This window comes from Telluria sp. ZT3P25, assembly GCF_059685895.1.
The window spans coordinates 591008-615922 of record NZ_JCASIJ010000002.1 but is presented as its reverse complement, the minus strand read 5'-3'; the positions used below and the strand labels follow the sequence as shown (position 1 = coordinate 615922).

The window sequence follows — 24915 nt, the reverse complement described above, 5'->3', positions numbered from 1 at the left end:
GCACAGTGGCGTCCGGGACGGATCAGGGCAGGAAACGCTGGGCGCGCACGGCTGATCCCATGCTAGGCAAAGACCTGCGTCATTACTGTGCGCTGACGAACACACCCCACCGATGGGCGGCAGGCATCCGCGCCCCGGCGATCAGATGGCGAGCGCGAACCCGCCCACCAGCGACCAGGCGCCTGGATGGCCCAGAGCGCGCAAGGCCTGCGCCGCGCGGGCGCTGCGGGCACCACTGCGGCAGACGAACAGCAGCGGCGCCATCGCGCCCAGCCACTGCGGCGCGTGGTCGGCAACGCATGCCAGCGGCACGTTGCGTACCGCGTGGCCGTGCAGGCGGACCACGCCCCCACCCGCCCCCGACCCCGCGACGCTGTGTTCGCGCAGGTTGCGCACGTCGATCACGATCGCGTCCGGATGCGCAGCGAGCCAGTCGCGGGCGGCAGCGGCGGGCACCAGCATTGCGCTGTCGATGACGCCATCAATCGCCGGCTCGACGCCTGACATCGGCATCGGCATCGGCGCGGCCAGCGCAGCGCCGCAGCGCGCGATGCGCTCGCAGGCCAGGTCGAGCGAGGCGTCATCAAACAGCGCGCCAAACGACAGGCGCACCGCCGCCGCGCTGCGCCAGGCCGGCACGGCCATCGCATCGAGCACGTAGCTCGATCCGGCTTTCCCGGCCGAACACGCCGAGCCGGCGCTGACACGCATGCCGGCGGCATCGAACAGGTCGAGCAGCGTGGCGCTGGCCACATCCGGCACCGAGAAGTTGATGGTCGTGGGAAGCGATAGCGCCAGGGGCGCATTGAACACGATGCCGGGCAAGGCTGCTTCGAGCGCCGCCACCAGACGCGCGCGGCACGCCAGCAGTGCGGCGCCGTCGCGGAACGTGTCACCGCGCTCCAGCGCCGAGAACACCGCGCCCAGCGCTGCGATGCCGGCCATGTTTTCGGTGCCGGAACGCTGGCCATCTTCTTGCCCGCCGCCGCACATCAGCGGCGTGTACGGCGCACCGCGGCGCACGTACAGCATGCCGATGCCTTTCGGTGCATACAGCTTGTGCCCCGAGAACGGCGCGTAGTCGATGCGGCTGGCGGCCAGGTCGAGCGGGAGCTTGCCCAGCGCCTGCACGCAGTCGACCAGCCAGAGTGCATCGCTCCCTGCCTCGCGCAGCACGGCTTCGATACCGGGCAGGTCGGACACCACACCCGTTTCATTGTTCGCTGCCATCGTGCACACCAGCGCCACGCGCGGTCCCAGTGCGCGCAGCACGTCGAGCCGGTGGCGGCCATCGCCATCGACCGGCAGCACGCGCAGCTCGAGTCCCGTGCCGAGCAAGCGGTTCCAGTGCGCCAGGCTTTCAGGCACCGCCTTGTGTTCGGTCGCGCCGATCAGGACAATATCGCCGCAGGCTTCACCGCGCGCGCGCCGCTCACGCACTGCGCACAGGGCCGAGAGCACGGCCGTCTGGATGCCTTCGGTGGCGCCGCTGTTGAACATCAACCGGCCATCACCCGCGCCGACCACGCGGCCCGCGCTGGCGCGCACGCTCTCGCGCAGTGCCCGGGCGCGCAGGCCCGTCGCATGGCTGCTGCTCGGATTGCCGAAGCCGTCCTGCATGGCGGCCATGGCGGCGGCTGCCGCGGCCGGTAATACCGGTGACGTCGCATTGGTATCGAGGTAGATTTCGGTCTGCATGAATAGGTGCCAAAAATATAAAAAAGGTGTCGCACAACATGTTATTGTCCAGTAATATGGTACGGGCTAAAGACGGTCAATACGTTCCAAACTCTCTGGTTTCCGATCAAACAGTAGGATAATTATTCTTATAATCAGCAATGCGGAATATGAATTCACTCGACAAGTTTGATTGTGCGATCCTCGCTGCCCTGCAGGCGGATGCCACCTTGTCCATTTCGGGCCTGAGCGAAAAGGTTGGGTTGTCCAGCACACCGTGCTGGAAACGCGTCAAGCGCCTCGAAGAAGAAGGCTTCATTGAAAGCCGCGTTTCCATCGTCAATCGCGAAAAAGTCGGCTTGCCGGTCACCGTGTTTGTCAGCGTCAAGACGCCCGAGCACGATGAAAAATGGCTGGCGCGCTTTGCCGCCGCCGTGATCGCGCTGCCCGAAGTGCTGGAGTTCCATCGCATGAGCGGCGACGTCGATTACCTGCTCAAGGTCGTCACCACCGATATCGCCGGCTACGACCGCTTCTATAAAAAGCTGATCAAGACCGCGCGCCTGACCGGCGTGTCGTCGGCGTTCTCGATGGAGCAGATCAAGTCCACCACCGCCCTGCCCCTCGAACTGATCTCGCACGGCACGCCAACCTGAGTCTTTACAGGCGTTGTGCGCTTTCGCCGGGTGCGTGAATCGTGCGATGATGGCGCCCGTCCACATCAACGGGAGACTGAGTCAATGCCATCGAAAATCACCATGGCGCCGCTGGCGCTGGCCGCACTGATTGCCACCATCGGCGTGCACGTGCACGCTGCCGAGCAGGTCGTCAAGATCGGCGTCAGCGGACCGCTGTCGGGCGCCAATGCGTTTGCCGGCAAGGACAATGAAAACGGCGTGCGCATGGCCATCGAAGAGCTCAACGCACAGAAGATCCAGGTCGGCGCCAACGTGCTGCGCTTCGTGCTGCAATCCGAAGACGACGCGGGCGACCCGAAACAGGGCGTGACCGTGGCCCAGAAATTCGCCGACGCCGGCGTCAAGTTCGTGCTCGGCCCGTACAACTCGGGCGTGGCGATTCCGGCCTCGCGCGTCTACAACGACAGCGGCATCCTGATGTCGACGGTGGGCACCAATCCCAAGATCACCGCCAGCGGTTACCCCACCGTGTTTCGCATCGTCGCGAGCGACACGCAGGTGGGCGCCTCGGTCGCCGGCTACGCAGCCAAGGAACTCAAGATCAAGAACATCGGCGTGATCGACGATCGCACGGCGTTCGGCCAGGGCATCGCGATGGAATTCAAACGCCAGGCGCAGCTGGCCGGCATCAAGATCGCCGGCCACGAGTTCACCAACGACAAGGCCAGCGACTTCGCCGCGATCCTGACTGCGCTGCGCGCCAAGAAGGTCGATGCGATCTTCTACGGCGGCTACGCCCCGCAGGCCGCGCCGATGGTGCGCCAGATGAAGCAGCTTGGCCTGAACGTGCCGCTGCTGGGCGGCGACACGCTGTGCAGCCCCGAGATGGCAAGACTTGGCGGCACTGCGGTCGGCGAAAACGTGCGCTGCGCGCAGGCCGGCGCGATCGTTGCCAAGCAACCGGGCGGCGCGGCCTTCCTGGCCGGCTACAAGAAGCGCTTTGGCCGCGAGCCGGACGTGTATGCGCCCTCGTTCTATGACCAGACCAAGTTCATCGCGCAGGCGATCCAGTCGGCGAAAACGGTCGATGCCAAGGCAGTTGGCGTCGCGATGCACACGATCAGCTACCAGGGTGTGGTCGGCATGTACAGCTATGACCCCAAGGGCAATCTGAAGAAAACGGCCGTCACGGTGTACACATTCAAGAACGGCGCCCTTACGCCGCTGGCCAGCTACTGATTTTTTACCAGGACCTCGATCACGATGAAACCATCCTTCCAACTCGGTGCACTGGCCACGGCCGCCCTGCTCCTGTGCGCCAGTGCCGGCGCGGCGCCAGCTGTCACCCCTGCGTCTACAACCGCGGCGGCTGCCGCATCGGCTGCCGACATTCAGGCCGGCAAGGCCATCAACAAGCTGGTCGACGAGTACTACGACGCCTACGCGCGCTTCGAGCCGGTCTGGGCGACCGAGTCCGGCGACGGCCGTTTCGATGGCCAGCTTGGCCTGCCGATCGCGCCGAAAAACCGCGACGCCCAGTTTGCGCTGTACCGCGGTTACCTGAAACGCCTGGGCACGATCCCGCGCGAGCGTCTCAATCCGCGTGACCAGGCCAGCTACGACATCGCCAAGTTCGAGCTCGAGACCGCGCTGCGCCTGGGCGCCTTCCCCGAGCACCTGCTGCCGGTGGACCAGATGTTCAACATGCCGGTCTTCATGGCCAACTACGCCGGCGGCCAGGGCGCGCAGCCGCTCGCCACGCCGCAGGATTACCGCAATTACCTGAGCCGCCTGGACCAGATGGTCGCCTACATCGACCAGGCGATCGCCAATATGCGCGAAGGCGTCAAGCGCGGCGTCGTGCATCCTCGCGAGCCGATGCTGTCGCTGCTGCCGCAACTGAAGGCACTGGTCGCGGCCACGCCCGAGGCCAGCATCTTCTACAGCCCGATCAAGGCGCTGCCTGCGGGGTTTTCAAGCGCCGACAAGACCAAGCTGACGGCGTCGTACCGCAAGACGATCGCTGACAAGCTCAATCCGGCGCTGGCGCGCCTGGCCACGTATGTCGAGAAGGACTACCTGCCGGCCACCCGCACGACGGCCGGCTGGGGCGCACTGCCAAACGGCGCCGAGTGGTACAAGGCGCGCGTGGCAGCGATGACCACGACGAGTCTGACGCCCGAACAGATCCACGACATCGGCCAGAAGGAAGTAGCGCGCATCCAGGGCGAGTACGGCAAGATCGGCCCGAAGATGGGTTATACGGGCCCTGCGGCCGGCCTGCCGCGCTGGGTCTCGGAGCAGCCGAAGTACAAGCCATTCACGTCGGATGCGCAGGTGATCGCGGTGTTCGAGAAGATCGACGCCGACGTGCGCACCAAGCTGCCAAAGCTGTTCTCGCTGATGCCGAAGGCGCCGCTCGAAGTGCGTCTGGAACCGGAACTGACGCGCGAGACGGCGTCGGACCATTACTCGTCACCGGCGGCCGATGGTTCGCGGCCCGGCGTGTTCTGGTCGGTGGTGAACGATCCGACCAAGTACGGCAGCACCGGCATGGTCACGCTGTACCTGCATGAAGGCCAGCCGGGCCACCACTTCCATATCGCGCTGACCCAGGAACTGGGCCTGCCGAACTTCCGCAAGTTCGGCGGCAATACGGCGTTCACCGAAGGCTGGGCGCTCTACGCCGAAACGCTGGGCAAGGAGATGGGGCTGTTCGACAAGCCGGAAGATTATTTCGGCCACCTGAACGACGAGATGCTGCGCGCGGCGCGCCTGGTGGTCGACACCGGGATGCACACCAAAGGCTGGAGCCGCGATCAATCGATCACGTACTTCCGCGAGACGCTGGGCTACTCGGAACTGGAAGCACGCGCCCAGATCGAGCGCTACATGGTCATGCCGGGCCAGGCGCTGGCATACAAGATCGGCGCCCTGAAAATCATGGAGCTGCGTCAGCGCGCGCAGGCGGCACTGGGTGACAAGTTCAACCTGCCGGCATTCCACCGCGTGGTGCTGGATGAAGGCACGCTGCCGCTGGCAGTGCTGGAGGCGAAGGTCGATCGCTGGATTGCAGCGTCGAAGTAAGCTGGATCGGGAAAGCCGATTTCGCGGAGCAGCCTTGCTGGGGTGAAGAACAGCGGGCTGCTCCTCGCAAACCGGTACGACGATACTGAACTACCGACGCGAAAGCATCGCGCGCCCGTATTTTGAGTCTGCTGGCGAGTTAATCGCTGAATGCGGTCTTCACCAAGAAAGCGTCATGCCCCCTATTTTTCGACTATTCGCAATCTGCCCGATCGCGTTGTGGATGGCAGGCTGCGCGCCGAACATTGACACCGCTCATGCTGGTGCTGGTGGTGCTGGCACGGCAAGCGGCGTCACCACACAAGAAAAGATCACGGTCACGAATGGCATCCGGACCCGCGAGGTCCATGAAGTCAGGAACGGCATCAGGGAAATCATCCTGCAAGAGAACCAGAAGGCCGGCCAGCTGCACGGCGAACAGCGCAGGTTTGCCAAAGGAATACTGATCGAAGAGGTCCACTACGAGAATGGCAAACAAACCGAGGTCAAGGACCAGGAGTGGCTTGATGAAATGAATGAATTACGCGCCGAGAACTGCGTCCTCGAAAAAATTCCGGATCACCCTGATCCGGAAACGAAAGAGCCGCCCATGTCGCCGGCAATGCGCGATCAAGTCACTGCGCGCTGCAATGAGCGGCCGTTCGCCAGCGACAAATAGGCTGCAATCAGAACAGCAGCGCGTAAAGTTCAACGCTCGATCATGAACACCGGATACCGGCACCATTCCGGCTCGCGGTAGCGCGCGCAGTTGGCGAAGATGAAGTCGAGCACCGCTTCCTGATTGGCCAGCAAGCCAGGATTGGCGCCTTTCCACTGTTCGAACTTCGCCGCCAATTCTGGTTCCTGCAACAGCAGCCGCTCGGCCTCGTCCTCGAACACATACTCCGAATACGCTTCCTTCTTTTCCAGCACGCTGTTGAAGAAGCCCCAGCGGAAGAAGCTGTCGTGCGCCAGCGGTTCGAGCGTTTCCACCGCATAGCGCGCATTGTCCTGGTCCAGCGGCACCAGAATATCCCCGGCGCGCAGCTGCACGCTGGCGTGACGCCGTTCGAGCACCACGTCGTCATGGAACATGTGGCCTTCGTACGCCGTCGGGCGCGAGGTCACGCTGTCGATCTGGTAGTACGCGACCTGCTGCATGCGGTCGGCGTCGATGCGCTCCATGCGCACGCCATTCCACTCCAGGCGCTCGATCGCTTCGCGCCACTGCTGCGGTACCACGTACGCCTGCGGCGCCGGCACGCTCGCATCCACCGGGAAGCGATTGTAATAGGCGATGTCGCGCTCCCAGACGCTGCTGCGGTCGTAGTACAGGCGCGAATAGTCGCCCAGCACGCTCTTCTTGTACTTGGCTTCATACCCTTTGAAACGGAAGCTCGACGGATTGGCTTCGTCCATCTTCCAGCGCACCGGCCACTCGGCTTGCGTGCGGCCCGCATCCTTGGCCGCGCGGCGCAGCGCCTGGATGCGGGGGGCGTTCTGCACGGTGAAGGCCAGTGCGACGTCGACCAGCGCACGCATCGATTCGTAGCGGTCCCGGAACGGCTTGAGCATGTGCGTTTCGGGCATGAAGCCGATCGTGTGGTGCAGCGCCGCGTAGCCGGTCGAGAAGCGTGCGGTTTCCAGGAATTCGGCGATGCCGTGGTCGGGGCTGTCCTGCACCGGGTTCACGTACGGGCAGGTGGGCCAGCCGCGCGCGTCCATCCCGGCGTACATCGCTGGCAGCATCTCGGCGCGCAAAAATTCGCCCAGGCCACCACCGAGCTTGTCGGCCTGCGTGTGGATCAGCGTCATCGTGTAGCTGTAGTCGGCGCCGTTGGACGTGTGGGTGTCGACCATCACGTCAGGGTCCCAGGCCGTAAACAGTTCGTTGAATACACGGGCCGTCAACGTGTCGCACTTGACGAAGTCGCGGTTCAGGTCGAGGTGGCGGCTGTTGCCACGGAAGCCAAACTGCTCCGGCCCGTCCTGGTTCACGCGCGACGTGTCGGCGCGATTGAAGGCGCCGTCGACGTTGTACAGCGGGACGAACAGGAATACGGTCGTGCCCAGCGCATGCAAACGTTCAGGCTCGAGGCAAAAGTCGCGCACCAGCGCCATGCAGCCATCGACGCCTTCCGGCTCGCCCGGGTGGATGCCGTTGTTGTTGAAGAAGACCGCACGCCCGGCGGCCTTGATCGCGGCGCGGTCGAACACGCCGTCGCTGCTGACCACACCGGCGTGGATCGGCACGCCCGCATCGGAAACACCCACCTGTTCGAAGCGCAGCACCGCCGGATACTGGCGCGCGAAGTCGTGATACCAGGCGATGCAGTCGGCCCAGGTGGTGGTCTGGTTCAGGTTGCCTTGTTCGTAGGGCGTGAGGGGTGCAGTAGCCATGGTGTTCTTCGCTAATAAAGGTGATGCTTACAGGATGACGCCGGGAGGTGTGGCAGGCGTAGTCGCGGCTGGCGCAGTGGACGCAGTGGGTGCCGGCGGCGCCAGCGTCAACGGCAGGGCGATGGCGACATCGGTGCCTTCGCCGGGGCTCGAGCGCACCTCGATCGTGCCGTGCAGCGCGTAGGCGCGCTCGCGCATGCCGATGATGCCGATGCCTTCGGAGGCGCTGGCCGTGTCGAAGCCGGCGCCATCGTCGACCACGCGGATGCGCAGCATGCCCTTGCCTTCGTCGAGCAGCAGGCTGACGTGCGCCGAGCGCGCCGCGGCGTGCTTCATGACGTTCGACAGCGCCTCCTGCACGATGCGGTAAGCCGAGATGGCCAGCTCGTTCGACAGGCGCGCGAAGTCGCCTTCGCTATGCAGGTCGAAGCGGCAGCCGGACGTGGTGTCGTAGTGGCGCACCATCTCTTCGACCGCGCCGTGCAGGCCGAGCATGTCGAGCACCTCGGGCCGCAGGCGGCGCACCAGGCGCCGGCCGTTGGCGTACAGGTCGAGCGCGAGCTTGGTGATGGCTTCGGACTTGCGCTTGATTTCCACCACCTCGGGGCCTGCAGGCGCCTTCGCCGCCAGCAGGCCGATCGCCTGCGCCTCGAGGCGCGCTGCGATCAGCGACGCATTGAGTTCGTCGTGGATCTCGACCGCGATGCTCTTGCGCTCGTCCTCGATAATCTCGTTGACCTTCTGGATCAGTTTGCGCTTGTCGGCATCGGCGCGCAGCGCTTCGTTGCGCGAGGCGAGCAGGTCGCGCGTGCGCTCGGCCACCTTGTTTTCGAGGTCGCGCTTGGATTCGCCCAGCGCCAGCGACATTTCGCCGATCGACGATTGCAGCTCGCCGATCTCGCCGCCGGTGGTGACCGGCGGATGCACGCGGAAGTTACCACCCCGGATCTGGCGCAGCGTGCCGATCGCCTCGCGCAGCGGCACGATGAGCGAGCGCGCCAGCACCCAGGCCAGGATGCCGCTGGCGGCCAGCGCCAGCGCCGCCATCGACAGTTCGATCTGGAAGCGGTCGGTCTGCTTGGCCATCATGTTCGCCGGCGACATCGTCACCCGCACCCAGCCCACCACTTCGGTGGTGAGCGTGGGCGGACGCGAATCGCTGGACGCCGACACGTGCGGCGTGCCGTTGTCCGAGAACAGGTTGATCCACACGACCTGCTTGCGGATCGGTGCTTCGTAGTAGTGGGACTGGGCGTCCAGTGCCGATTCGGACACCACGCGCACGGCTGCGCGGCCGCTGCCGTCGATGACGTCGACGCGGTAGATGCTGCGGTCGGACTGCACCAGGCCATTGATGGTCAGGCGCAGGTCGGACAGGTTGCCCGAGATGACGTTGTATTCGGACGTCTCGGACAACGCGCGTGCCAGGATGCGGCCACGCTCGGCCAGTTCTTCGGCCACCTGGGCGCGGTGCGCGTACCACGAGTACCAGACGAAGGATGTAAACAGCAGGATCACCGGCAGCATCGTGATGACGGCCATGCGCCGTCCGACACCCCAGCCGCGCCAGAAACGCAGGTTCATCGCGCCGCCGGCGCCGGCGCTGGGCGGGCGAAGTTGCGCGCGGCGTCTGTCAGGCGCAGGTCGAGCGAACTGGCCACGCCTTCATTGATGATCGTGCGGAAGTAGCGCGGGAACTGCGGCGCGGGCAGTTCGCCGGTGCGCACGAAATCGGCCGTGATCTCGGCCACCTGGGCGTTGATTTCTTCGACTTCGGAATACGTGGTTGCCAGCGCGCCCACCTTGACCATGTCGGCCGAAAAACCGATCACGCCCTGCTTGCGGCGGTAGGTCGAGAGCAGGATGTTGCGCACGTTTTCGGCGTTGTAGATGTCGCTGTCGGGCAGCGCCAGCAGCGTCTCGGCGCGCGTCATGCTGCCCAGCGTGTGATTCAGGTCGTCGCCCGGCGTGAACATCTGGATCTCGGCGGCGTCATGCAGCACCGGGCGCAGGAAGGCGGTGTCGGGGCCAAGCAGCACGCCCACCCGCACCGGGCGCCCGTACAGGAGTTCGGCCAGGCGCATCTGGTCGTTCGGCGCCGGCTCGGCGTACACCGCCGTGATGGCCGCGCGGCGCGGCTTGGGCAGGCGCGCCGTCAGGCCACGCCACACCTGGCTGGACGTGTAGGCCGAGATGACGACGCAATCGCAGCGCCGCGACAGCGCATCGCGCAGTGCGGTCGGGCCGACCGCGATATACAGCATGCGGCGTTTTTGCGCGAGCTCGGTGCGAAACGCGGCGAAGGTCGGCACCAGGCGCTTGTAGAGGTCGTCGACGATGCGGTGCGTGACCGCGCTGTCGTCACCGGTGATGATCTGGAAGCGGTAGCCCTGCACTTCTTCGCGTTCGCGCTCGGTTTGCTGGGCCTGGACGGCATGGGCGCCGGTGGCGGCCAGTGTCAATGTCAGCGCGATCAGCGGAGCCAGTGAACGCGCACGTGAAGCGTTCTGCATCCGGCGCAGGAGACTGGTCATCGCTTACGGCTCGATCAGGCCGTGCTTGACGGCCAGCAGCGTGATGCTGGCCTGACGGTGCACGCCCAGCTTCTCTTTGATCGACTGGCTGATATTGCTGATGGTCTTGGTCGACAGATCGAGCCGCTCGGCGATTTCGGCATTGGTCATGCCCTCGGCCATGAACTTGAAGATTTCCAGGCCGCGCTCGTCGAGCTGCGACTGCGGCGTGACTTCGCCGCGCACGGCCATGCTGGCCAGGCGCGAGGCGATGTGCGGCAGGAAGTACAGCTTGCCCTCGTGCGCGTGACGCACGGCAGTGGCCAGGTCGGCCGGGTCGCAATCCTTGGTGACGAAGGCGTGGGCGCCGAGGCGGTAGGTTTCCTTGATCAGACTATCCTGGTCAAACTGGCTGAGAAAGACGATCTTGGCCGCCGGGTCGGACTTCAGGATGGCTTGCGCCGCATCCATGCCGGTCAGCTCGGTGCCGAAGCGCATGTCGAGCACGGCGACGTCGGGCTGCTCGGCCGCGTACAGCGCGGTGGCTTCGCTCGGGGTCTTGGCCTGGCCCACCACCTGCATGCCCGCCGCTTCGAGCGACATGGCAAAACCGGTCATGACGATGGGGTGATCGTCGGCCAGCATGACGCGGATGGGTTTGTTCTGTTCTGCCAATTTGTTCTCCTGGCGCGGGGGCCTGTGGTGCACATGCGTTGCGCGTGCAGGTCTGAACGCGACATGCACGGCCGGGGCAATGGGCCCCGGGATAGAGGGGAATTATTTCACACAACGGGCGGGGAAGCGATGGGTAAAAGGGCGGAGAACGCATGCGATGCGCGCTGAGGCGACGCATTGCCTGAGCACGCCGGCAACATCGTCGCACTCTGGGCGGCCCATGAATAGAACTAAGATTACCTCATAATAGCTTTGCAAATTGCTAGGCTCTAGCATATATTGATTCCATCAGCGGTAGATATGCACCCTTCAACAATCCTCAAGGAGGTCGGTATGCATGGTTCTTACATCCACGATGGGGTCAGCGGCAAAGCTGGCAAGTTGGTCCTCGTCGCCGGTCTGCACGTGCTCGTTGCGATGGGCGTCGTGCACGTCATGAATGCGAAGACGATCTCGCTGCCCGCCATTTTTGACGAGCCCATGGTGTGGATGACTCCCGAGATACCGCCACCATCGCCGCCACCCGAACCACCCAGGCCGCAAATCCGGTCGGCGCCACCCGACATCGTGATGCCGAAGGTCGAGGTCGAGATTGCCGCGCCACCGCCCCAAGCTGCTGTCCAGGCCAGCACCGAGCCAGCACAAGAGCCGGCCCCGCCGCTGCAAACAGAAACGCCACCGACGCCAGCCGCCCAGCCATCGACCAGCAACGGCCAACTGCGCAGCGCCGTGCTGGCCGACGCCAGTGGCTGCACCAAGCCTGCGTATCCGGTGCGCGCCGCGCGCAATGGCGACACCGGCACCGTGACGCTGGCACTACTGGTCGGCGCCGATGGGCGGGTACAGGATGCGCGCATCCAGTCGTCGAGCGGCTCGCGCGATCTCGATCGCGCCGCCATCAACGCTTTGATCACATGCACGTTCCAGCCAGCGATGCATGGCGGCGTCGCCGAAGCCGGGTGGGCCAGGCTGGCCTATGTCTGGACACTCGAGTAACCAGGACCGACCCTCTTTCGCCCGCCCCTCTTGATCCGGCGGGCTTTTTTTCGCCCTTATGACAGGTGCATGGAGAACAACCGATGGATGCCGTCCGCGCCGTAACACCCGCCATTAACGTCAGCGGGTTCATGCATGCTCTCACCGGGGCTGTCGTACTGGCCGCCCTCACCGCCCTGGCCTGGCTGGCACTGGCGCCACCCGTTGTCCCGGCGCCCGTCGCCTCGGTCGCATCCCCCGCGTGGGCCGCGCGCGCCAACGACCATCAGCGGGTGCTGGCGGCCAGCCCCCGCTCGATCGGCGGCAGCGACAATGCCCACGCGCGTGCCTACCTGATGACACAACTGCGCGCGATGGGACTGGCGCCAGCCGTGCAGCGCGCGACCGTGCGCACATCGGTCACGCGGCTCTTCGGCGGCATTCACCACACGATCGGGGTCGTGCATAACGTCGTCGTGACGATTCCCGGCACCGCGCCGGATGCTGCGCGGCGCCCCGCCCTGCTGCTGGCAACCCACTACGACAGCGGCGCGGCGCCGCGTGACGCCTTGCCCGGCGCGGCCACCGCCAGCGCCCTGCTCGAAACCGCGCGCGCATTGCACGCCGCCCCGCCGGCCAACGATATCGTGCTGCTGTTTGCCGACGGCGAGCGGGTTGGCATGCTGGGGTCCCGAGGATTTGTCGAGCAGCACCCGCTGGCCGGCCGCATCGGCATGGCGCTCCGGTTCGATGGCGCCGTCGACGGTCCGCTACGCATGCTGGAGGCCAGTGGCGCGGGTGCACCGGCCCTGGCGGGCTGGATGCAGGCTGCGCGCGAGCTGCACGGCACGTCTGCGAACGCGACGCTGGCATGGCTGCTGGGCGACGCGCCCCACATCGGCCCGCTCACCCGGCTCGATGCGCCGGTGCTGCTGTTCGGGGGCGGCGAGCCGCGCGCAGACGGCACCGCGCCGCGCCAGTTGGGCGACGCCATGCTGCGCCTGGCCCGCGCCTACGGTGCGGCACCATTGGCACCGGGCCGCCAGGCAGCGCACGTCTACTTTGCACTGCCGATCATCGGGCCCGTCCACCATGCGGCGTGGCTGGTGTGGGTGCCGGCGATCCTGTCCTGCCTGATGCTGGCGCGCGCATGGCGCGGACAGTTCGGCCAGGACGGCGTGCTGGACGCAGCGCAGGGCGCGTTCGGCGTGTGCTTCCTGCTGCTCGTGGTACGCGTGGGCACCTGGAGCTGGGATCACGAGCTGGCCGCCGCCGGCCTGGCCGGTGAACACCGTCTGCCGTTGACCGTTGCCGTCGTCACGGCCTGCGTGTTCGTGGCCGGCCTGTACCTGCTGCGGCGCAGTGTCGGCACGGCCGCGACGGTTCTCGGCGCGCTGGCCTGGCCGACGCTGGTGCTGCTCTTTGCCGCTGTGTTCCTGCCAACGCTCGCCCCGCTGCTGGCCTGGCCGCTGGTGGCGGCGCTTGGCGCCTTCACGCTGCTGCATACGCGCTGGGGCGAACGGCAAGGCCCCAACGTACGCCTGCTGGTGCTGCTGGCCGGCCTGGCGCCGGCCGCGAGCCTGCTCCCGCCGGCGCTGCGCGATGCCTGGATCCTGCTGGCCCCAGGCCACATGCACGTTCCGCCGATGCTGATGGCGCTTCCCATGCTGTGCTTTGCCGGCCCGCTGCTGATGTTGCGCAGCAGGGCCGCCGTAACTGGCGCGCTGGCGCTGGCGCTGGCGGCCTGCCTGACACTGCCGGATGGCGCGGTGGCGCCACGTGGGCAGGCGGTCGCACCCGCGAATCTCGAGGGGCTGGTCTATTACAAGGACATGAACTCGTGGCGCGCCTACTGGCTGCTGCCGCAGCAGCCGCTCGACGACTGGCGCCGCGACCTGTTCGCGGGCCGCGCCAGGCCAACCGTCTTCGTCGAAGTCTTTGGCCTGCGCAGCGCGCCCCAGTGGTACGCCGTCGCGCCGCGTGACGATGGGATCGCATTCCCCGAGTGCTTCATCCTGCGCAACCACGTCGGGAATGTACGGCTGGCCAGATTCACGGTGCGCTCGGCCAACCGCGCCCCGCATATCGCGCTGGCCATGCAGGGCGCCAGGGCGCTGCGCTCGCGCGTCGACGGCGTGACGCTCAGTGACAAGGAAAGCGCATGGTCGCTGTCGCTGTACGGGATGCAGGACCGGGTGCTGCAGTTCGAGATCGAAAGTGAGCCCAATGAGGTCTTCGCCATCACGGTGCAGGAACACATTCCCGGCCTGCCGCGGCATCTCTTGCCAGCGGACCGGCAAGGCGTGGCGCCGCAGGTGGGCGCGACGATGTCGACCGATATCCTGCGGTTTTACTGACAAGTTGTCATAAAATGGCCGCGCGCGCCACGAGTGCGCCCTTCCCGATGAATGGCTTGATTAACCATGCAGCGTCAACTTCGCGGCATTCACTTCGCAGCAGGACTCCATGCACAAGATCGTCTCTTCCCTCATCCTCTCCGTCCTCGCCGGCAGCCTGGCGCTGGCCTTCCCGACCCATGCCCAGACCAGGGCCAAGGCCACCGTGCAAGAAGCGCCGCTGCGCGCGCACATGGCGTTCCTGTCGTCCGACGCACTTGAAGGCCGCGGTACCGGCCAGCGCGGTGGCGAGCTGACCGTCACGTATCTTGAAACGCAAGCCGCCGCCGTGGGCCTCAAGCCCGGCAACGGCAAGAGCTTCCGCCAGCCGGTCAAGATCGCCGGCGTGCGCTCGCTGCCCGAGAAGAGCAATGTCGGCATCGTCGCCAACGGCAAGGCCGTGCCGCTGCAGTTCGGCGCGGACTGGGTCTGGGGCCCGGGCGACGGCAAGGCCGATCACACGCTCGACGCCGAGATGGTCTTCGTCGGCTACGGCATCGTGGCGCCGGAAGAAAAGTGGGATGACTTCAAGGGCATGGACGTCAAGGGCAAGGTGATCGTGATGATGGTGAACGATCCGGCGCCGACCGCCGCCGAAGCGACCCGCTTCAATGGCGCGGGCCTGACCTACTATGGTCGCTGGACCTACAAGCTCGAAGAAGCGGCGCGCCAGGGCGCAGCCGGCGTCCTGCTGATCCACACCGATGCATCGGCATCGTATGGCTGGAGCGTGGTGCAGAACAGCTGGGCCAACGCCGAGCGCTTCCAGCTCACCGAAGGCAAAGTGGGTAGCGGCCTGCAGGGCTGGATGACCGACGCCACGGCGCGCAAGGTGTTCGCGGCCGGCGGCCAGGATCTGGACAAGCTGCGCGCCGCCGCCGAAGACAAGAACTTCAAGCCGGTCGCACTGAATGCCCGCGTCAAGGGCGAGGCGCGCGCGCAGGTGCGCTCGCTCGAAGAATTCAACGTGGCCGGCGTCGTGCCGGGCACCGATCCCAAGCTGAAAGACGAAGTGGTGATCTACTCGGCGCACTGGGATCACATGGGCAAGCAAGGCACCGAGGGCGACACGATCTTCAACGGCGCCGTCGACAACGCATCGGGCACCGGCGCACTGCTGGCGATGGCAGCCGAAGCAGTGAAGAACCCGGCCAAGCGCAGCCAGATGTTCCTGTGGGTCGGCGCCGAAGAGCAAGGCCTGCTGGGCAGCGCCGCCTACGTGGCCGCGCCCCTGTGGCCAATCGCCAAGACCGCCGCCAACCTGAACCTCGATAGCCTGAACTGGGTCGGCCTGGTCAAGGACGTCAGCGTGCCGGGCAGCGAGCGCACCGAACTGGGCGCGATGGCGGCCACGGTGGCCAAATCGATGGGCATGGTCATTGCGCCGAGCAAGCCGGACCTGAGCGGCGGCTACTTCCGCAGCGACCACTTCAGCTTCGTTAAGGCCGGCGTGCCCGCCTTCTCGGTCGGCTACGGCAGCAGCTGGGTCAAGGACGCCGACGCGAACAGCGCCAAGGCCAAGACCTACCGCGAGAAATACCATCAGGTGGGCGACGAATATGATCCGAGCTGGGATCTGTCGGGCATGGTGCAGCAGGCGCAGTTCACGCTGAACCTGGGCCGCGCGGTGGCCGATGCACCGAAGATGCCGACCTGGAAAGCGGGCGACCCGTTTGGCAAGGCACGCGAAACGGCGAAATAATTCGCTTCAGTAGCAGGACCTGAACGGGCTGGCGTGCATGACGAGTGCGCGCCAGCCCGTTTCTCGTTGTAGCATCACGCCATCGAGCGATGAAAGGCATGCAATGCAGGAGAACGAACTGACGCTGGGCGATGGCCGGGTGCTGCACTATTACGACTGGAAACCGGAGTTCGAGGAACCCGAGCTGACCGTATTCTGGCACCACGGCACGCCGAACATCGGCAAGCCGCCCGCCCCGCTGTTTGCCGCGGCACTCGAAATGGGCATCCGCTGGATCGGCTACGACCGGCCCGGCTACGGCGGCTCGAGCGCGAAGAGCGGCCGCGATGTCGCCTCGTGCGCTACGGACGTCGCGCGCATCGCCGACCAGCTCGGGATCGAGCACTTCGCCGTGATGGGGCATTCGGGCGGCGGGCCGCACGCACTGGCCTGCGCGGCACTGCTGCCCAAGCGGGTCATCGCGGCCGTCAGCATCGCGGGCCTGGCGCCGTTCGATGCGGCGGGCCTGGACTGGTTTCAGGGGATGACGGCATCGGGCGCGGCAGCGCTGCGGGCCGCCGCGCAGGGGCATGCAGCCAAGGTGCAGCACGAGGGGCTCAATCAGGAATTCGATCGCGAGATGTTCACGCCCGAAGACTGGGCCGAGCTGTCCGGCACCTGGTCGTGGTTCGACAGCGTGGTCCGGCCGGCGATCAGCGAAGGCCCGGGGGGCCTGATCGACGACGACCTGGCGTATGTCGCGCCGTGGGGGTTCGACTGCGCGCGTATCGTGCAGCCGGTGCTGCTGGTGCATGGGGCGCAGGACCGCGTCGTGCCGTGCGCGCACAGCGAGTGGCTGGCGCGCAGCTGCCGCTCGGCGCGGCTGTGGCAGCGGCCGGATGACGGGCATATCTCGGTGCTCAACAGCGCGGCGTCGGCGCTGGCGTGGTTGCGGGAGCAAGCGAGCGATGGTTGACCACGACGCTGACCACGACTTCATGACCACTTATAAATTCAACCTTCCGCGCGACGCGGCGACCGCAATCTTCGTCGCGTGCCTGCTTCTGGCCCTGATGCTGCACGCGGTACCCGCGCTGCTGGCCGGCCTTCTGGCATTCGTGCTCACGCGCGGCCTGTTGAGCGTCCTGCGTACGCGCGACCTGTACAAAAAGCTGCGCTCACATGAATTCATCGCGAGCTTCGTGGTCGGCCTGGGGTCGATCGCCGTGCTCGCCATCATCAGCGTTCTGGTGGTGCGGTTGCTCGAGGGCGAATCGTTGCGTGCGTTCTCGCTGAAGGTGGCCGAGACGATCACGCAGATCAAGCAGTTCCTGCCGCCGGCGCTGGCGGAGTACGTGCCGCAATCACTGTTCGAGATGCGCGAACTGGCGTCGGACACCTTGAAGGAGCATGTCAATGCGGTCGCGGGCATTGGCTCGGGCATTCTGCGCAGTCTGCTGTTGACCGTGATTGGCTGGATCACAGGGGTACTGGCTGCGGTGAGCATTACCGTTACACCGACCGACGAAACGAGGCATTCCGTCTTTTACCGGACCTGGCACCGCCACTGGAGCATGCTGGCCACCGCGTTCAAGAACGTGGCCTGGGCCCAGACCAAGATTGCCGCCATCAACGCGACACTGACAGGGGTGTACCTGTTAGCCGTGATGCCGGCCCTGGGCTGGAATCTCCCCTACGTCAAAACCCTCATCCTGGCGACGTTCCTCTTTGGTCTGCTGCCCGTCGTGGGCAACATCGTGTCGAATACCCTGATCTGCACGATCGCGCTGAGCGTTGCGTTCCCGGCCGCCGTCATTTCAGCGGTGTTCCTCCTCGTCATCCACAAGCTGGAGTACTTCCTGAGCGCGCGAATTCAGGGCCATCGCATCGGCGCGAAAGTCTGGGAACTGCTCATCGTGCTGTTTGCCTTCGAAATCATGTTCGGGCCTGCCGGCATGGTCGCGGCACCCGTCATCTACGCCTTCGTCAAAGCCGAGTTGAAGCGGATTCGCTGGTTGAACTGACGCCAGGCAATCTGGCGTCAATAATTAAAATTGTTGTAATAATCTCCCGTCTTGGTTTACCAACTTGCGAATTTGGTTGGGCCAATCTAGAATCGATGAACCGGTTAGGCGCGATGCATCGTCCGGTAGCCTGACGCATCAACCAGATCGGCACCGGCTCTGACATCGAGCCTACTTCGCAGTTAAAAAAATACAAGCCGGAGACATCTTGAAAACCAACTATCTACTGCAAGCCCTTGCGCTCGTCGCACTGGGCCAGGGGGCCGTGCACGCGGCGCCCCTGATGCTGCAAGACGCCAGCATCACCGCCACCTATAACGGCGCGGCCGACGGCATGCTCGGGCTGGATCACGGCTTCGCGGCCGGACCAGGCGCCAATACCAGCAAGCTCGATCCTACCGACACCGGCGTGGAGTTCTTCACGTCGGATTTCCTGTTCGGGATCGACTTTTCCGTTGACGGCTTGCTGACCGTGATCGCCAACTATGCCGTCGCGCCAGGGGCCTACAGCATGCGTTTCGATCTCGGCGGCGCACTGCCGATCACGGCATTCACGCTGACCGGCATGGGCGGGGTCACTGGTATGCCTGGCCTGTCGATCATCGACAGTCACACGATCGCGCTCGACCTGAGCGGGGTCGACTGGAGCGAATTCGGTTCACTGAGCGCGCGCCTCGAAACCGGTACGGCAGTGGCGGTGCCTGAACCCGGCGCGCCCGCGATTTTGATAGGCGGCCTGGCCGCACTGGCGCTGGTGCAAAACGGGCGCAGCGGACGCAAACCACGCGCCTGACCTCGCGTCTCTCGCCATTCAAGGACAGTCCGGCAGCGCGTCAAGCGCGGCGGCGGGCTTGCGGCCTCATTTCCTCCACCAGGAGAAACACATGCACTATCCACGTTTGCATGCAGCGCTGTGCGCTGCGCTACTTTTCGCCAGCAGCGGGCACGCTGCGGCTGCAGTCGATCCGGCGCGCCAGAGCGCCCCTGCCGATGGCTGGGCCAGCCAGGCCGGCGGCACCGTCGGCGGCGCGAATGCCGTCGAATCCCAGATCTACACGGTCACCAACCGCGCCCAGCTGCTGGCAGCGATACAGAACGGCGGCGTCGACAGCAAGATCATCAAGCTCGTCGGCGTGCTCGACATGAGCGAAGGCCAGCCCTATGCCAGCAACGCGGACCAGGCGGCACGCGGCGCGGTGCGTTTGAAGAGCAACACGACGCTGATTGGCGACGCGAATTCGGGCATCGTCAACGGCCACATCATCCTGTCCAACGTCTCGCAAATCATCATCCGCAACCTCAAGCTCGTCAATCCGTGCGACGTTGCGCCCGTCTGGGATCCGAACGATGGCTCGAGCGGCAACTGGAACAGCGCCTTCGACGCCATCGCCGTGACGGGCTCGAGCCATGTCTGGATCGACCACAACAGCTTTACCGACGCGCCGCGCACCGACAATTTCCTGCCTGTCGAGAACGGCAAGGTGAAGCAGTGCCATGACGGCGCGGTCGATATCACGAATGCGTCCGACTACGTCACCGTGTCGTACAACGTCTTCGGCGAGCACAACAAGAACAACCTGGTCGGCAGCGGCGACGGCGCAACGGCTGACGAGGGCAAGCTGCGCGTCACGTTCAGCAACAACGTGTTCCGCGATGTCACCAGCCGCGCACCGCGCGTGCGCTATGGCCAGGTGCACTTGTTTAACAACTACTATGCCGGTTCGACGTCGCATCCGGTCTACGCCACCAGCTATTACGTCGGCGTCGGCCACGCGGCCAAGATCCTGTCGCACAACAATGTGTTCGAAGTCGCCGGCGCCACCGCCTGCAGCGACGTCGTCGAGAGTTTCGGCGGCACCATTCCCGGCGCCTTCAAGGACACCGGTTCGCTGCTCAACGCCAAACCGCTCGGCGCGTGCGGCGTGCCGACGACCGTCACCTGGACCCCGCCGTATGCCTTCAGCGCGCGGCCGATCCCGCTGGTCAAGGCCAACGCGCTGGCGCAGGCTGGCGGCGGCAAGCTGGTGACGACCATCAGCGGCACCGGCAAGGTCGTCGTCGATACGGGCCCGACGCTGGCCTGCCCCGCGACCGGCTTCTACTTCTGCGACGACTTCCAGAACGGCGGCAGCGCCAAATGGGACCTCAAGCCCTTGCCGGGCCCGAACGGCACCTTCAGCGTGGTGACGGAAGCTGCCGGCAGCGCCAACAAGGTGCTGCAATACACAGCAGCTACCACCGGCGGCGTGCTGGCCCTGATCAAGGACACCGAGATGGGCGCCGTGCCGTCGGGCGACTACTTCGTCGAAGCCCGCATCCGGCCAATGACCAATGGCACTACCGGGAACAAATTCCTGTTCCTGGTCACCCGCTACGTCGATGTCAACAACTGGTACGGCGCCGGCCTGAACGTGCAGAACGCCACCACCAGCACCCAGGTCGAGATCGTCAAGATGCTCAATAGCGCGCTCAATCGGCAGCGCGCGGTGCGCAAACCGATCGCGATGGACGCCCAGTTCTATACGGTGCGGTTCGAGATGGTCGGCACCACGCTGACGGTGTATCTCGACGGCGAAAATCTCGGCTCGGTTACCGACAGCAGCTTTGCCGCGCGCGGCCGGGTCGGCCTGTACACGGCCAACAAGAGCTTCCAGATCGACGACGTGCGCATTGGCGACCCGCGCATGAAACCGGTGCAGCTCACGCTCGCCCCCGGCACACCCACCTGGGCCGCCGAAGCCGGCGATGCCCCGCTGCAAGTACAGGTCACTGCGGTGGCAGCCGACGGCACGCCCGACAGCTTCACCGCCGAGTCGAGCAACCCTGCGGTGGCTACCATCACGCTCGACGGCGCGATGGCGACGATCGCACCGGTCGGCGCGGGCACGGCCGAGATCCTGTTCCGGGCCGGCTCGGACGCGACCATGACACGGTCGATTGCGGTGACGATTGCGCCGCAGTTCGTCCAGCCGACCCAGGTGTACCAGCTCGACGGCGTGGCTGTGCCGGCGGCGATGGAAAGTGCCGCGTATATCGACAGCACGCTCAAGCTGGTGTTCGACAAGCCGCCGGTCCTCGGCACGGGCGGTACGATCCGCGTCTTCCGCCAGGCAGACGACGCGCTGGTGGACGTGATCAAGCTGACCGGTGAAACCGACATGCTCGGTTATCCGGGCCAGGACCAGGTCCGCAAGGTGAACACGACGCCAATCCAGATTGCCGGCAACACGGTGACCATCAAGCTGCACAGCAACAAGCTGGATTACAACACGGGCTATTACGTGGCAATCGCCGACGGCGTCTTCACCGGCACCAGCCTTGGCGGTGTGCCGTTCCGGGGTATCGGCAAGCCTGCTGGATGGGCATTTACCACCCGCGCGGCTGCGCCGAGCGGTGCGAGCGTGACGGTGGACGACGATGGCGTGGCAGATTTCCGCACCGTGCAGGGGGCGCTCAGTTATGCGATGCAGAACTTCGCCAGGGCCGAGCCGGTGACGATCCGGGTGATGAACGGCGCGTACGAGGAGCTGCTCTTTTTGCGTGGCAAGGACAATGTCAGCATCGTGGGCCAGAGCCGCGACGGCGTGGTGATCCGCTATACCAACCACAACACGCTCAATCCATTTACTGGCGCGAGCCAGGTGGCAAACGCTGCCGCTGCGGCGACCGGCGGGCGCGCCGTGATGCTGGTCGAAACGTCGGACATGCTCGTGCTCGACACCCTCAGCATCGACAACACGACGCTGCGCGGCCCCACCACCGGCCAGGCCGAAACGCTGTACTTCAACAATGACGGTGGCCGCCTGATCGCCAAAAACAGCGCGTTCTACAGCGAGCAGGACACGCTTAACCTGAAGGGGTTCAACTGGTTCTACCGCAGCCTGGTATCCGGCAATGTCGACTTCATCTGGGGCGGCAGCCGCGCCGCGCTGTTCGAGGAAAGCGAGATCCGCACGATCGGCGATACCTCCAGCCCCACCAGCGGCGGTTACGTGCTGCAGGCACGCGTGATCAATCCGGCCGACAAGGGCTTTGTCTTCCTCAACAGCGCGCTGACACGTGGCCCGGGCCGCGGCCCGCTCAAGAGCGAGGTGCCCGATGGCGCCACCTGGCTGGCGCGCAGCCCGGGCGGCACGACGAGCTACGACAACATCGCGTTCATCAACACCCGAATGGACCGGCATGTGGCGCCCGCAGGCTGGGCCGGACTGGGCGTGAACAGCCAGCCCGCCCCCAATCCGGTGGTGCCCAATGCGGTGAGCGGCTGGCGCGAATACGGCAGCACCGACCTCGCCGGCGTGCCGCTGGACCTGTCGCGCCGCGTTGGCGGTTACCTGCTGCGCGCCGATGAGGTGGAAGCGGGCTTCTCGACCCGCGCCCAGGTGTTTGCGGCGTTTGGCGCAGGAGAAGGCTGGAATCCGCAGCCGTAACGAAGGGTTGAAATAACGCAGGGCCCATCGCTTGGTATACAAGCGATGGGCCCTGCGCGTTTGCTGCTTGTTCTTCTACAGGATTACTGGATCACGCCGCAGGCCATGCGGGCGCCACCACCACCCAGTGGTGCTGGATGATCTGCGTGGTTGTCGCCACCGACGTGCACCATCAGCGCCTTGCCCTTGAGGTCCGCCATTTTCATGCGCGGGGCCAGCACCGGATTGGTGGCCATGCCCTTGGCGTCAACGGAGAGGCCTGGCAGATCGCCCAGGTGGCCATCGCCCCATGGGGTGCCATGCTTCTTGGTGTTGGCCGGATCGAGGTGACCGCCGGCAGCGCCTGCAGGCACGGTCTTGCCGTCCGCCTGGTTCGGGGCGCAGCTGCCATTGGCGTGCACGTGGAAGCCGTGCAGGCCTGGGGTCAGGTCCTTGAGCTCGGGAGTGAACACGACGCCGTATTGGCTTTCGCTGATCTTCACGGTACCGATGCTGGCGCCTTCGCCTTTATCGGTGGCCATTTTCAGCGTGACCGACATGTCGGCAGCGCTGGCGGAAGCGCACATGGCGCCGAACAGGACAGCACTCATCCATTGTTTGTTCATGGTTCACTCCTTGGCAAAATTTCGGGATATTTAAAAGACAAGTGAGTGTAGAGCATTCCATGCTGAGGGGGTGTTCGGCTGACCAGGGCTTCCAGGGAATGAACACGGGACGCTGGTCGGGGCTGGAGGGCTACTTCTCTGTCACGCGATGCGCATTGCGTAGCGGCGCAGCACGTCATCGCACGACATGACTTCGGCGTATTCGCCGTGCAGGTTGGCAAGAGCCATCAAATGGACGTCCTCGGCGCTGCGATGCGTGCCGCCAAAATCCGTCTTGTCAAAGGTGAAGGTCGCATCCGACACCACGATGGTGGAAAAGCCCAGATTGCCTGCGGTGCGTGCGCTGGCCTCGACCGAATTGTTGGTGCTGACGCCGACGATCACCAGGTGCGTGATACCGCGCGCATGCAGCCAGCGCTCCAGGCCGGTGTGGATGAAGGCATCGGGGACGTTCTTTTCGAACACGTGCTCATGGGCCAGTGGATGGAAGCGGGGTTGGAATTCCACGCCAGATTGGCCCGGTGCGAAGACGGAGTCCGGTGAGCGGCTGATGTGGCGGACGCTGACGATTGGATACCCTGCCGCCCGCCAAGCCGTATGCAGACGGGCGATCATGTCCTCGGCGGTCGGGTTGTTGCGGGATGGCAGCGTCGTGGATTGCATGCCCTGTTGCATGTCGATGATGATCAGGGCTGGTGGCTGGGGCATGCTGATTCCTGTACGGGGGAATGGCTAAACTAACACAGCAGGATGTTCAGCAACCAGTTTCAATCTGATAGATCTCGAACTTCGGAAATCTGCATCTGTTGAATATAACGGCGTCTTTTCGCTCGTCATTATCGCGGCAGATATGCAGCCATTCCCAAGGAAGCATCCTGGCCTACTGCGGAGATAACTTTGCTGCTTGACTGCGCATAAGTCAGAACGATGCGGAATGGCTGACTATCCTCAGGTCGGCCATCCCACTAAACCATCGGGTCAACAAGGACATCAATCATGAGGGCGTCCAGAATGCTGCATTCCACTCACGGTGCAATGTTGAACCTCGCCGTTTTGACAGTACTGGTCTACCCAGCGACTGTGTTTGCCGAGGTCAGTGACAAGGAGCCCTCTGCAGATCTCTTCTGGAAAATCGGTCTGGCTGCAGCAATCATCTGCTTCGTCGGTGCCTGCATCAAACCTTGGCTCGGCATCATCTGCTTCCTACCCGCCGCAATGTGGTTCGGGAGCCTGTTCCTGGAACTTCACTCACCTGATGTTGGCCCGCACTTACGCATTGAACAAGGCTCTGCGTACTTCCTGCAGGCATATGCGGCCTTTGGCATGTCGTTGTGTGGACTCTTCGCGGGTTATGTCCTGCACCGCAAAAGCGTGACCTGACGTATGCAGCGAGAGCATGACGATTGTGTCCACATCGATCTACGTTGAGACCACCCCATGAACATTCAACGGTTATGCCCTCTCATTTTTCTACTCGTATTGCCTGTTATTGCAGCTGACACCGGTCCAGGGCCATATCTGCAAACAGCTGCCTCGTATCGGATCTATGGCGGCGGACTTGCGGACCCAACAGCGGCCAGATCAAACGACAAGAAAGTGGCATTTTCCATCGAAGGCCCTGCAGCCAGGCGGATCTTCGATGCCATCGGTCCGGACAAACCAGACCCGTGCACGGAAGGCGGCGGGATACGAGTCCGTCACAAGGATCACGAGCATCTGGTTTGCACCTTGAGCAAAAAGAACGACTACGTGTGCAGCTTCGGATTCGATCTCGTTAGCGGCAAGAGCATCGGTGGCAGTATCTGCTGACGGCGCTTGCCGAAAACGCAGGCGAA

The 24915-nt window shown here is 64.8% G+C and carries 20 protein-coding genes; 13 read left to right on the top strand and 7 right to left on the bottom strand.

Translation table 11 applies throughout. From position 1 onward, the window contains the following. Nucleotides 1–141 precede the first annotated feature (141 nt). Nucleotides 142–1698 (bottom strand): cysteine desulfurase family protein, encoded by a 1557-nt coding sequence (locus AC56LY_RS21355; protein WP_499582984.1) that lies wholly within the window; start codon nucleotides 1696–1698, stop codon nucleotides 142–144. Between the two features lie 149 nt (nucleotides 1699–1847). On the opposite strand from AC56LY_RS21355, the gene AC56LY_RS21350 reads away from it, so the two are divergent. The 4 genes from AC56LY_RS21350 (at nucleotide 1848) to AC56LY_RS21335 (ending at nucleotide 6060) form a co-directional block, all read left to right on the top strand. Further along, nucleotides 1848–2333: an Lrp/AsnC family transcriptional regulator gene (locus AC56LY_RS21350; protein WP_343028404.1), complete on the top strand. Its 486-nt coding sequence runs from the start codon at nucleotides 1848–1850 to the stop codon at nucleotides 2331–2333. Between the two features lie 84 nt (nucleotides 2334–2417). Next, nucleotides 2418–3554: a branched-chain amino acid ABC transporter substrate-binding protein gene (locus AC56LY_RS21345; RefSeq protein ID WP_499582982.1), complete on the top strand. Its 1137-nt coding sequence runs from the start codon at nucleotides 2418–2420 to the stop codon at nucleotides 3552–3554. Nucleotides 3555–3578: 24 nt separating this feature from the next. Continuing rightward, complete coding sequence (locus tag AC56LY_RS21340; protein WP_499582980.1) at nucleotides 3579–5402, top strand: DUF885 domain-containing protein; 1824 nt, start codon at nucleotides 3579–3581, stop codon at nucleotides 5400–5402. A 175-nt stretch (nucleotides 5403–5577) separates the two neighbouring features. Next, on the top strand, nucleotides 5578–6060 hold the full coding sequence (locus AC56LY_RS21335) for a toxin-antitoxin system YwqK family antitoxin (protein ID WP_499582977.1): 483 nt from the start codon (nucleotides 5578–5580) through the stop codon (nucleotides 6058–6060). A gap of 29 nt (nucleotides 6061–6089) precedes the next feature. On the opposite strand, the gene AC56LY_RS21330 is transcribed toward AC56LY_RS21335, so the two are convergent. From AC56LY_RS21330 to AC56LY_RS21315, 4 genes are read right to left on the bottom strand one after another with little or no spacing between them, the layout of a single operon-like run. After that, nucleotides 6090–7781, bottom strand: a complete 1692-nt coding sequence (locus AC56LY_RS21330) for a M14 family zinc carboxypeptidase (RefSeq protein ID WP_499582975.1) — start codon at nucleotides 7779–7781, stop codon at nucleotides 6090–6092. 27 nt (nucleotides 7782–7808) lie between these two features. Then, a complete protein-coding gene (locus tag AC56LY_RS21325) occupies nucleotides 7809–9365 on the bottom strand; it encodes a HAMP domain-containing sensor histidine kinase (protein ID WP_499582973.1) in 1557 nt (518 codons plus the stop codon). Beyond that, nucleotides 9362–10315 carry a hypothetical protein gene (locus tag AC56LY_RS21320; protein WP_499582971.1) on the bottom strand — a complete coding sequence of 318 codons (954 nt, stop codon included), beginning with the start codon at nucleotides 10313–10315 and terminating at the stop codon, nucleotides 9362–9364. Before AC56LY_RS21320 ends, AC56LY_RS21325 begins: the two co-directional genes overlap by 4 nt. A gap of 3 nt (nucleotides 10316–10318) precedes the next feature. Then, entirely contained in the window at nucleotides 10319–10969 is a 651-nt protein-coding gene (locus tag AC56LY_RS21315) for a response regulator (protein ID WP_367612158.1), read from the bottom strand. A gap of 333 nt (nucleotides 10970–11302) precedes the next feature. Here AC56LY_RS21315 and AC56LY_RS21310 point away from each other — a divergent pair, with 333 nt between their 5' ends. From AC56LY_RS21310 to AC56LY_RS21280, 7 genes are all read left to right on the top strand, one after another. Further along, nucleotides 11303–11965, top strand: coding sequence for an energy transducer TonB (locus AC56LY_RS21310; protein WP_499582968.1), 663 nt, complete (start codon nucleotides 11303–11305; stop codon nucleotides 11963–11965). Nucleotides 11966–12048: 83 nt separating this feature from the next. After that, a complete protein-coding gene (locus AC56LY_RS21305) occupies nucleotides 12049–14301 on the top strand; it encodes a M28 family peptidase (protein WP_499582966.1) in 2253 nt (750 codons plus the stop codon). Nucleotides 14302–14410: 109 nt separating this feature from the next. Then, nucleotides 14411–16042, top strand: a complete 1632-nt coding sequence (locus AC56LY_RS21300) for a M28 family peptidase (protein ID WP_499582964.1) — start codon at nucleotides 14411–14413, stop codon at nucleotides 16040–16042. A gap of 103 nt (nucleotides 16043–16145) precedes the next feature. Further along, nucleotides 16146–16997, top strand: coding sequence for an alpha/beta fold hydrolase (locus tag AC56LY_RS21295; protein ID WP_499582962.1), 852 nt, complete (start codon nucleotides 16146–16148; stop codon nucleotides 16995–16997). Further along, nucleotides 16990–18045, top strand: coding sequence for an AI-2E family transporter (locus AC56LY_RS21290; protein ID WP_499582960.1), 1056 nt, complete (start codon nucleotides 16990–16992; stop codon nucleotides 18043–18045). Before AC56LY_RS21295 ends, AC56LY_RS21290 begins: the two co-directional genes overlap by 8 nt. Nucleotides 18046–18253: 208 nt before the next feature. Next, on the top strand, nucleotides 18254–18838 hold the full coding sequence (locus AC56LY_RS21285; protein ID WP_499582958.1) for a hypothetical protein: 585 nt from the start codon (nucleotides 18254–18256) through the stop codon (nucleotides 18836–18838). A gap of 91 nt (nucleotides 18839–18929) precedes the next feature. Continuing rightward, nucleotides 18930–22475: a pectinesterase family protein gene (locus tag AC56LY_RS21280; RefSeq protein ID WP_499582956.1), complete on the top strand. Its 3546-nt coding sequence runs from the start codon at nucleotides 18930–18932 to the stop codon at nucleotides 22473–22475. Nucleotides 22476–22558: 83 nt separating this feature from the next. Here the strand turns inward: AC56LY_RS21280 and sodC are convergent, their stop codons facing one another. Continuing rightward, entirely contained in the window at nucleotides 22559–23080 is a 522-nt protein-coding gene (gene sodC / locus AC56LY_RS21275; protein WP_499582955.1) for a superoxide dismutase [Cu-Zn] SodC, read from the bottom strand. Between the two features lie 141 nt (nucleotides 23081–23221). Further along, complete coding sequence (locus AC56LY_RS21270) at nucleotides 23222–23788, bottom strand: cysteine hydrolase family protein (RefSeq protein WP_499582953.1); 567 nt, start codon at nucleotides 23786–23788, stop codon at nucleotides 23222–23224. A 303-nt stretch (nucleotides 23789–24091) separates the two neighbouring features. On the opposite strand from AC56LY_RS21270, the gene AC56LY_RS21265 reads away from it, so the two are divergent. Together AC56LY_RS21265 and AC56LY_RS21260 are read left to right on the top strand one after the other, a co-directional pair. Beyond that, the gene (locus AC56LY_RS21265; protein ID WP_499582951.1) at nucleotides 24092–24460 is read left to right on the top strand and encodes a hypothetical protein; all 369 of its coding nucleotides are present in this window, start codon (nucleotides 24092–24094) and stop codon (nucleotides 24458–24460) included. A gap of 57 nt (nucleotides 24461–24517) precedes the next feature. After that, entirely contained in the window at nucleotides 24518–24889 is a 372-nt protein-coding gene (locus tag AC56LY_RS21260; protein ID WP_499582948.1) for a hypothetical protein, read from the top strand. Nucleotides 24890–24915: the final 26 nt, after the last annotated feature.

Bases quoted from the DNA above. Each gene is read 5' to 3' on its own strand.
- AC56LY_RS21355 (WP_499582984.1), bottom strand. From the start codon at position 1,698: ATGCAGACCGAAATCTACCTCGATACCAATGCGACGTCACCGGTATTA.
- AC56LY_RS21350 (WP_343028404.1), top strand. From the start codon at position 1,848: ATGAATTCACTCGACAAGTTTGATTGTGCGATCCTCGCTGCCCTGCAG.
- AC56LY_RS21345 (WP_499582982.1), top strand. From the start codon at position 2,418: ATGCCATCGAAAATCACCATGGCGCCGCTGGCGCTGGCCGCACTGATT.
- AC56LY_RS21340 (WP_499582980.1), top strand. From the start codon at position 3,579: ATGAAACCATCCTTCCAACTCGGTGCACTGGCCACGGCCGCCCTGCTC.
- AC56LY_RS21335 (WP_499582977.1), top strand. From the start codon at position 5,578: ATGCCCCCTATTTTTCGACTATTCGCAATCTGCCCGATCGCGTTGTGG.
- AC56LY_RS21330 (WP_499582975.1), bottom strand. From the start codon at position 7,781: ATGGCTACTGCACCCCTCACGCCCTACGAACAAGGCAACCTGAACCAG.
- AC56LY_RS21325 (WP_499582973.1), bottom strand. From the start codon at position 9,365: ATGAACCTGCGTTTCTGGCGCGGCTGGGGTGTCGGACGGCGCATGGCC.
- AC56LY_RS21320 (WP_499582971.1), bottom strand. From the start codon at position 10,315: ATGACCAGTCTCCTGCGCCGGATGCAGAACGCTTCACGTGCGCGTTCA.
- AC56LY_RS21310 (WP_499582968.1), top strand. From the start codon at position 11,303: ATGCATGGTTCTTACATCCACGATGGGGTCAGCGGCAAAGCTGGCAAG.
- AC56LY_RS21305 (WP_499582966.1), top strand. From the start codon at position 12,049: ATGGATGCCGTCCGCGCCGTAACACCCGCCATTAACGTCAGCGGGTTC.
- AC56LY_RS21300 (WP_499582964.1), top strand. From the start codon at position 14,411: ATGCACAAGATCGTCTCTTCCCTCATCCTCTCCGTCCTCGCCGGCAGC.
- AC56LY_RS21295 (WP_499582962.1), top strand. From the start codon at position 16,146: ATGCAGGAGAACGAACTGACGCTGGGCGATGGCCGGGTGCTGCACTAT.
- AC56LY_RS21290 (WP_499582960.1), top strand. From the start codon at position 16,990: ATGGTTGACCACGACGCTGACCACGACTTCATGACCACTTATAAATTC.
- AC56LY_RS21280 (WP_499582956.1), top strand. From the start codon at position 18,930: ATGCACTATCCACGTTTGCATGCAGCGCTGTGCGCTGCGCTACTTTTC.
- sodC (WP_499582955.1), bottom strand. From the start codon at position 23,080: ATGAACAAACAATGGATGAGTGCTGTCCTGTTCGGCGCCATGTGCGCT.
- AC56LY_RS21270 (WP_499582953.1), bottom strand. From the start codon at position 23,788: ATGCCCCAGCCACCAGCCCTGATCATCATCGACATGCAACAGGGCATG.
- AC56LY_RS21265 (WP_499582951.1), top strand. From the start codon at position 24,092: ATGCTGCATTCCACTCACGGTGCAATGTTGAACCTCGCCGTTTTGACA.
- AC56LY_RS21260 (WP_499582948.1), top strand. From the start codon at position 24,518: ATGAACATTCAACGGTTATGCCCTCTCATTTTTCTACTCGTATTGCCT.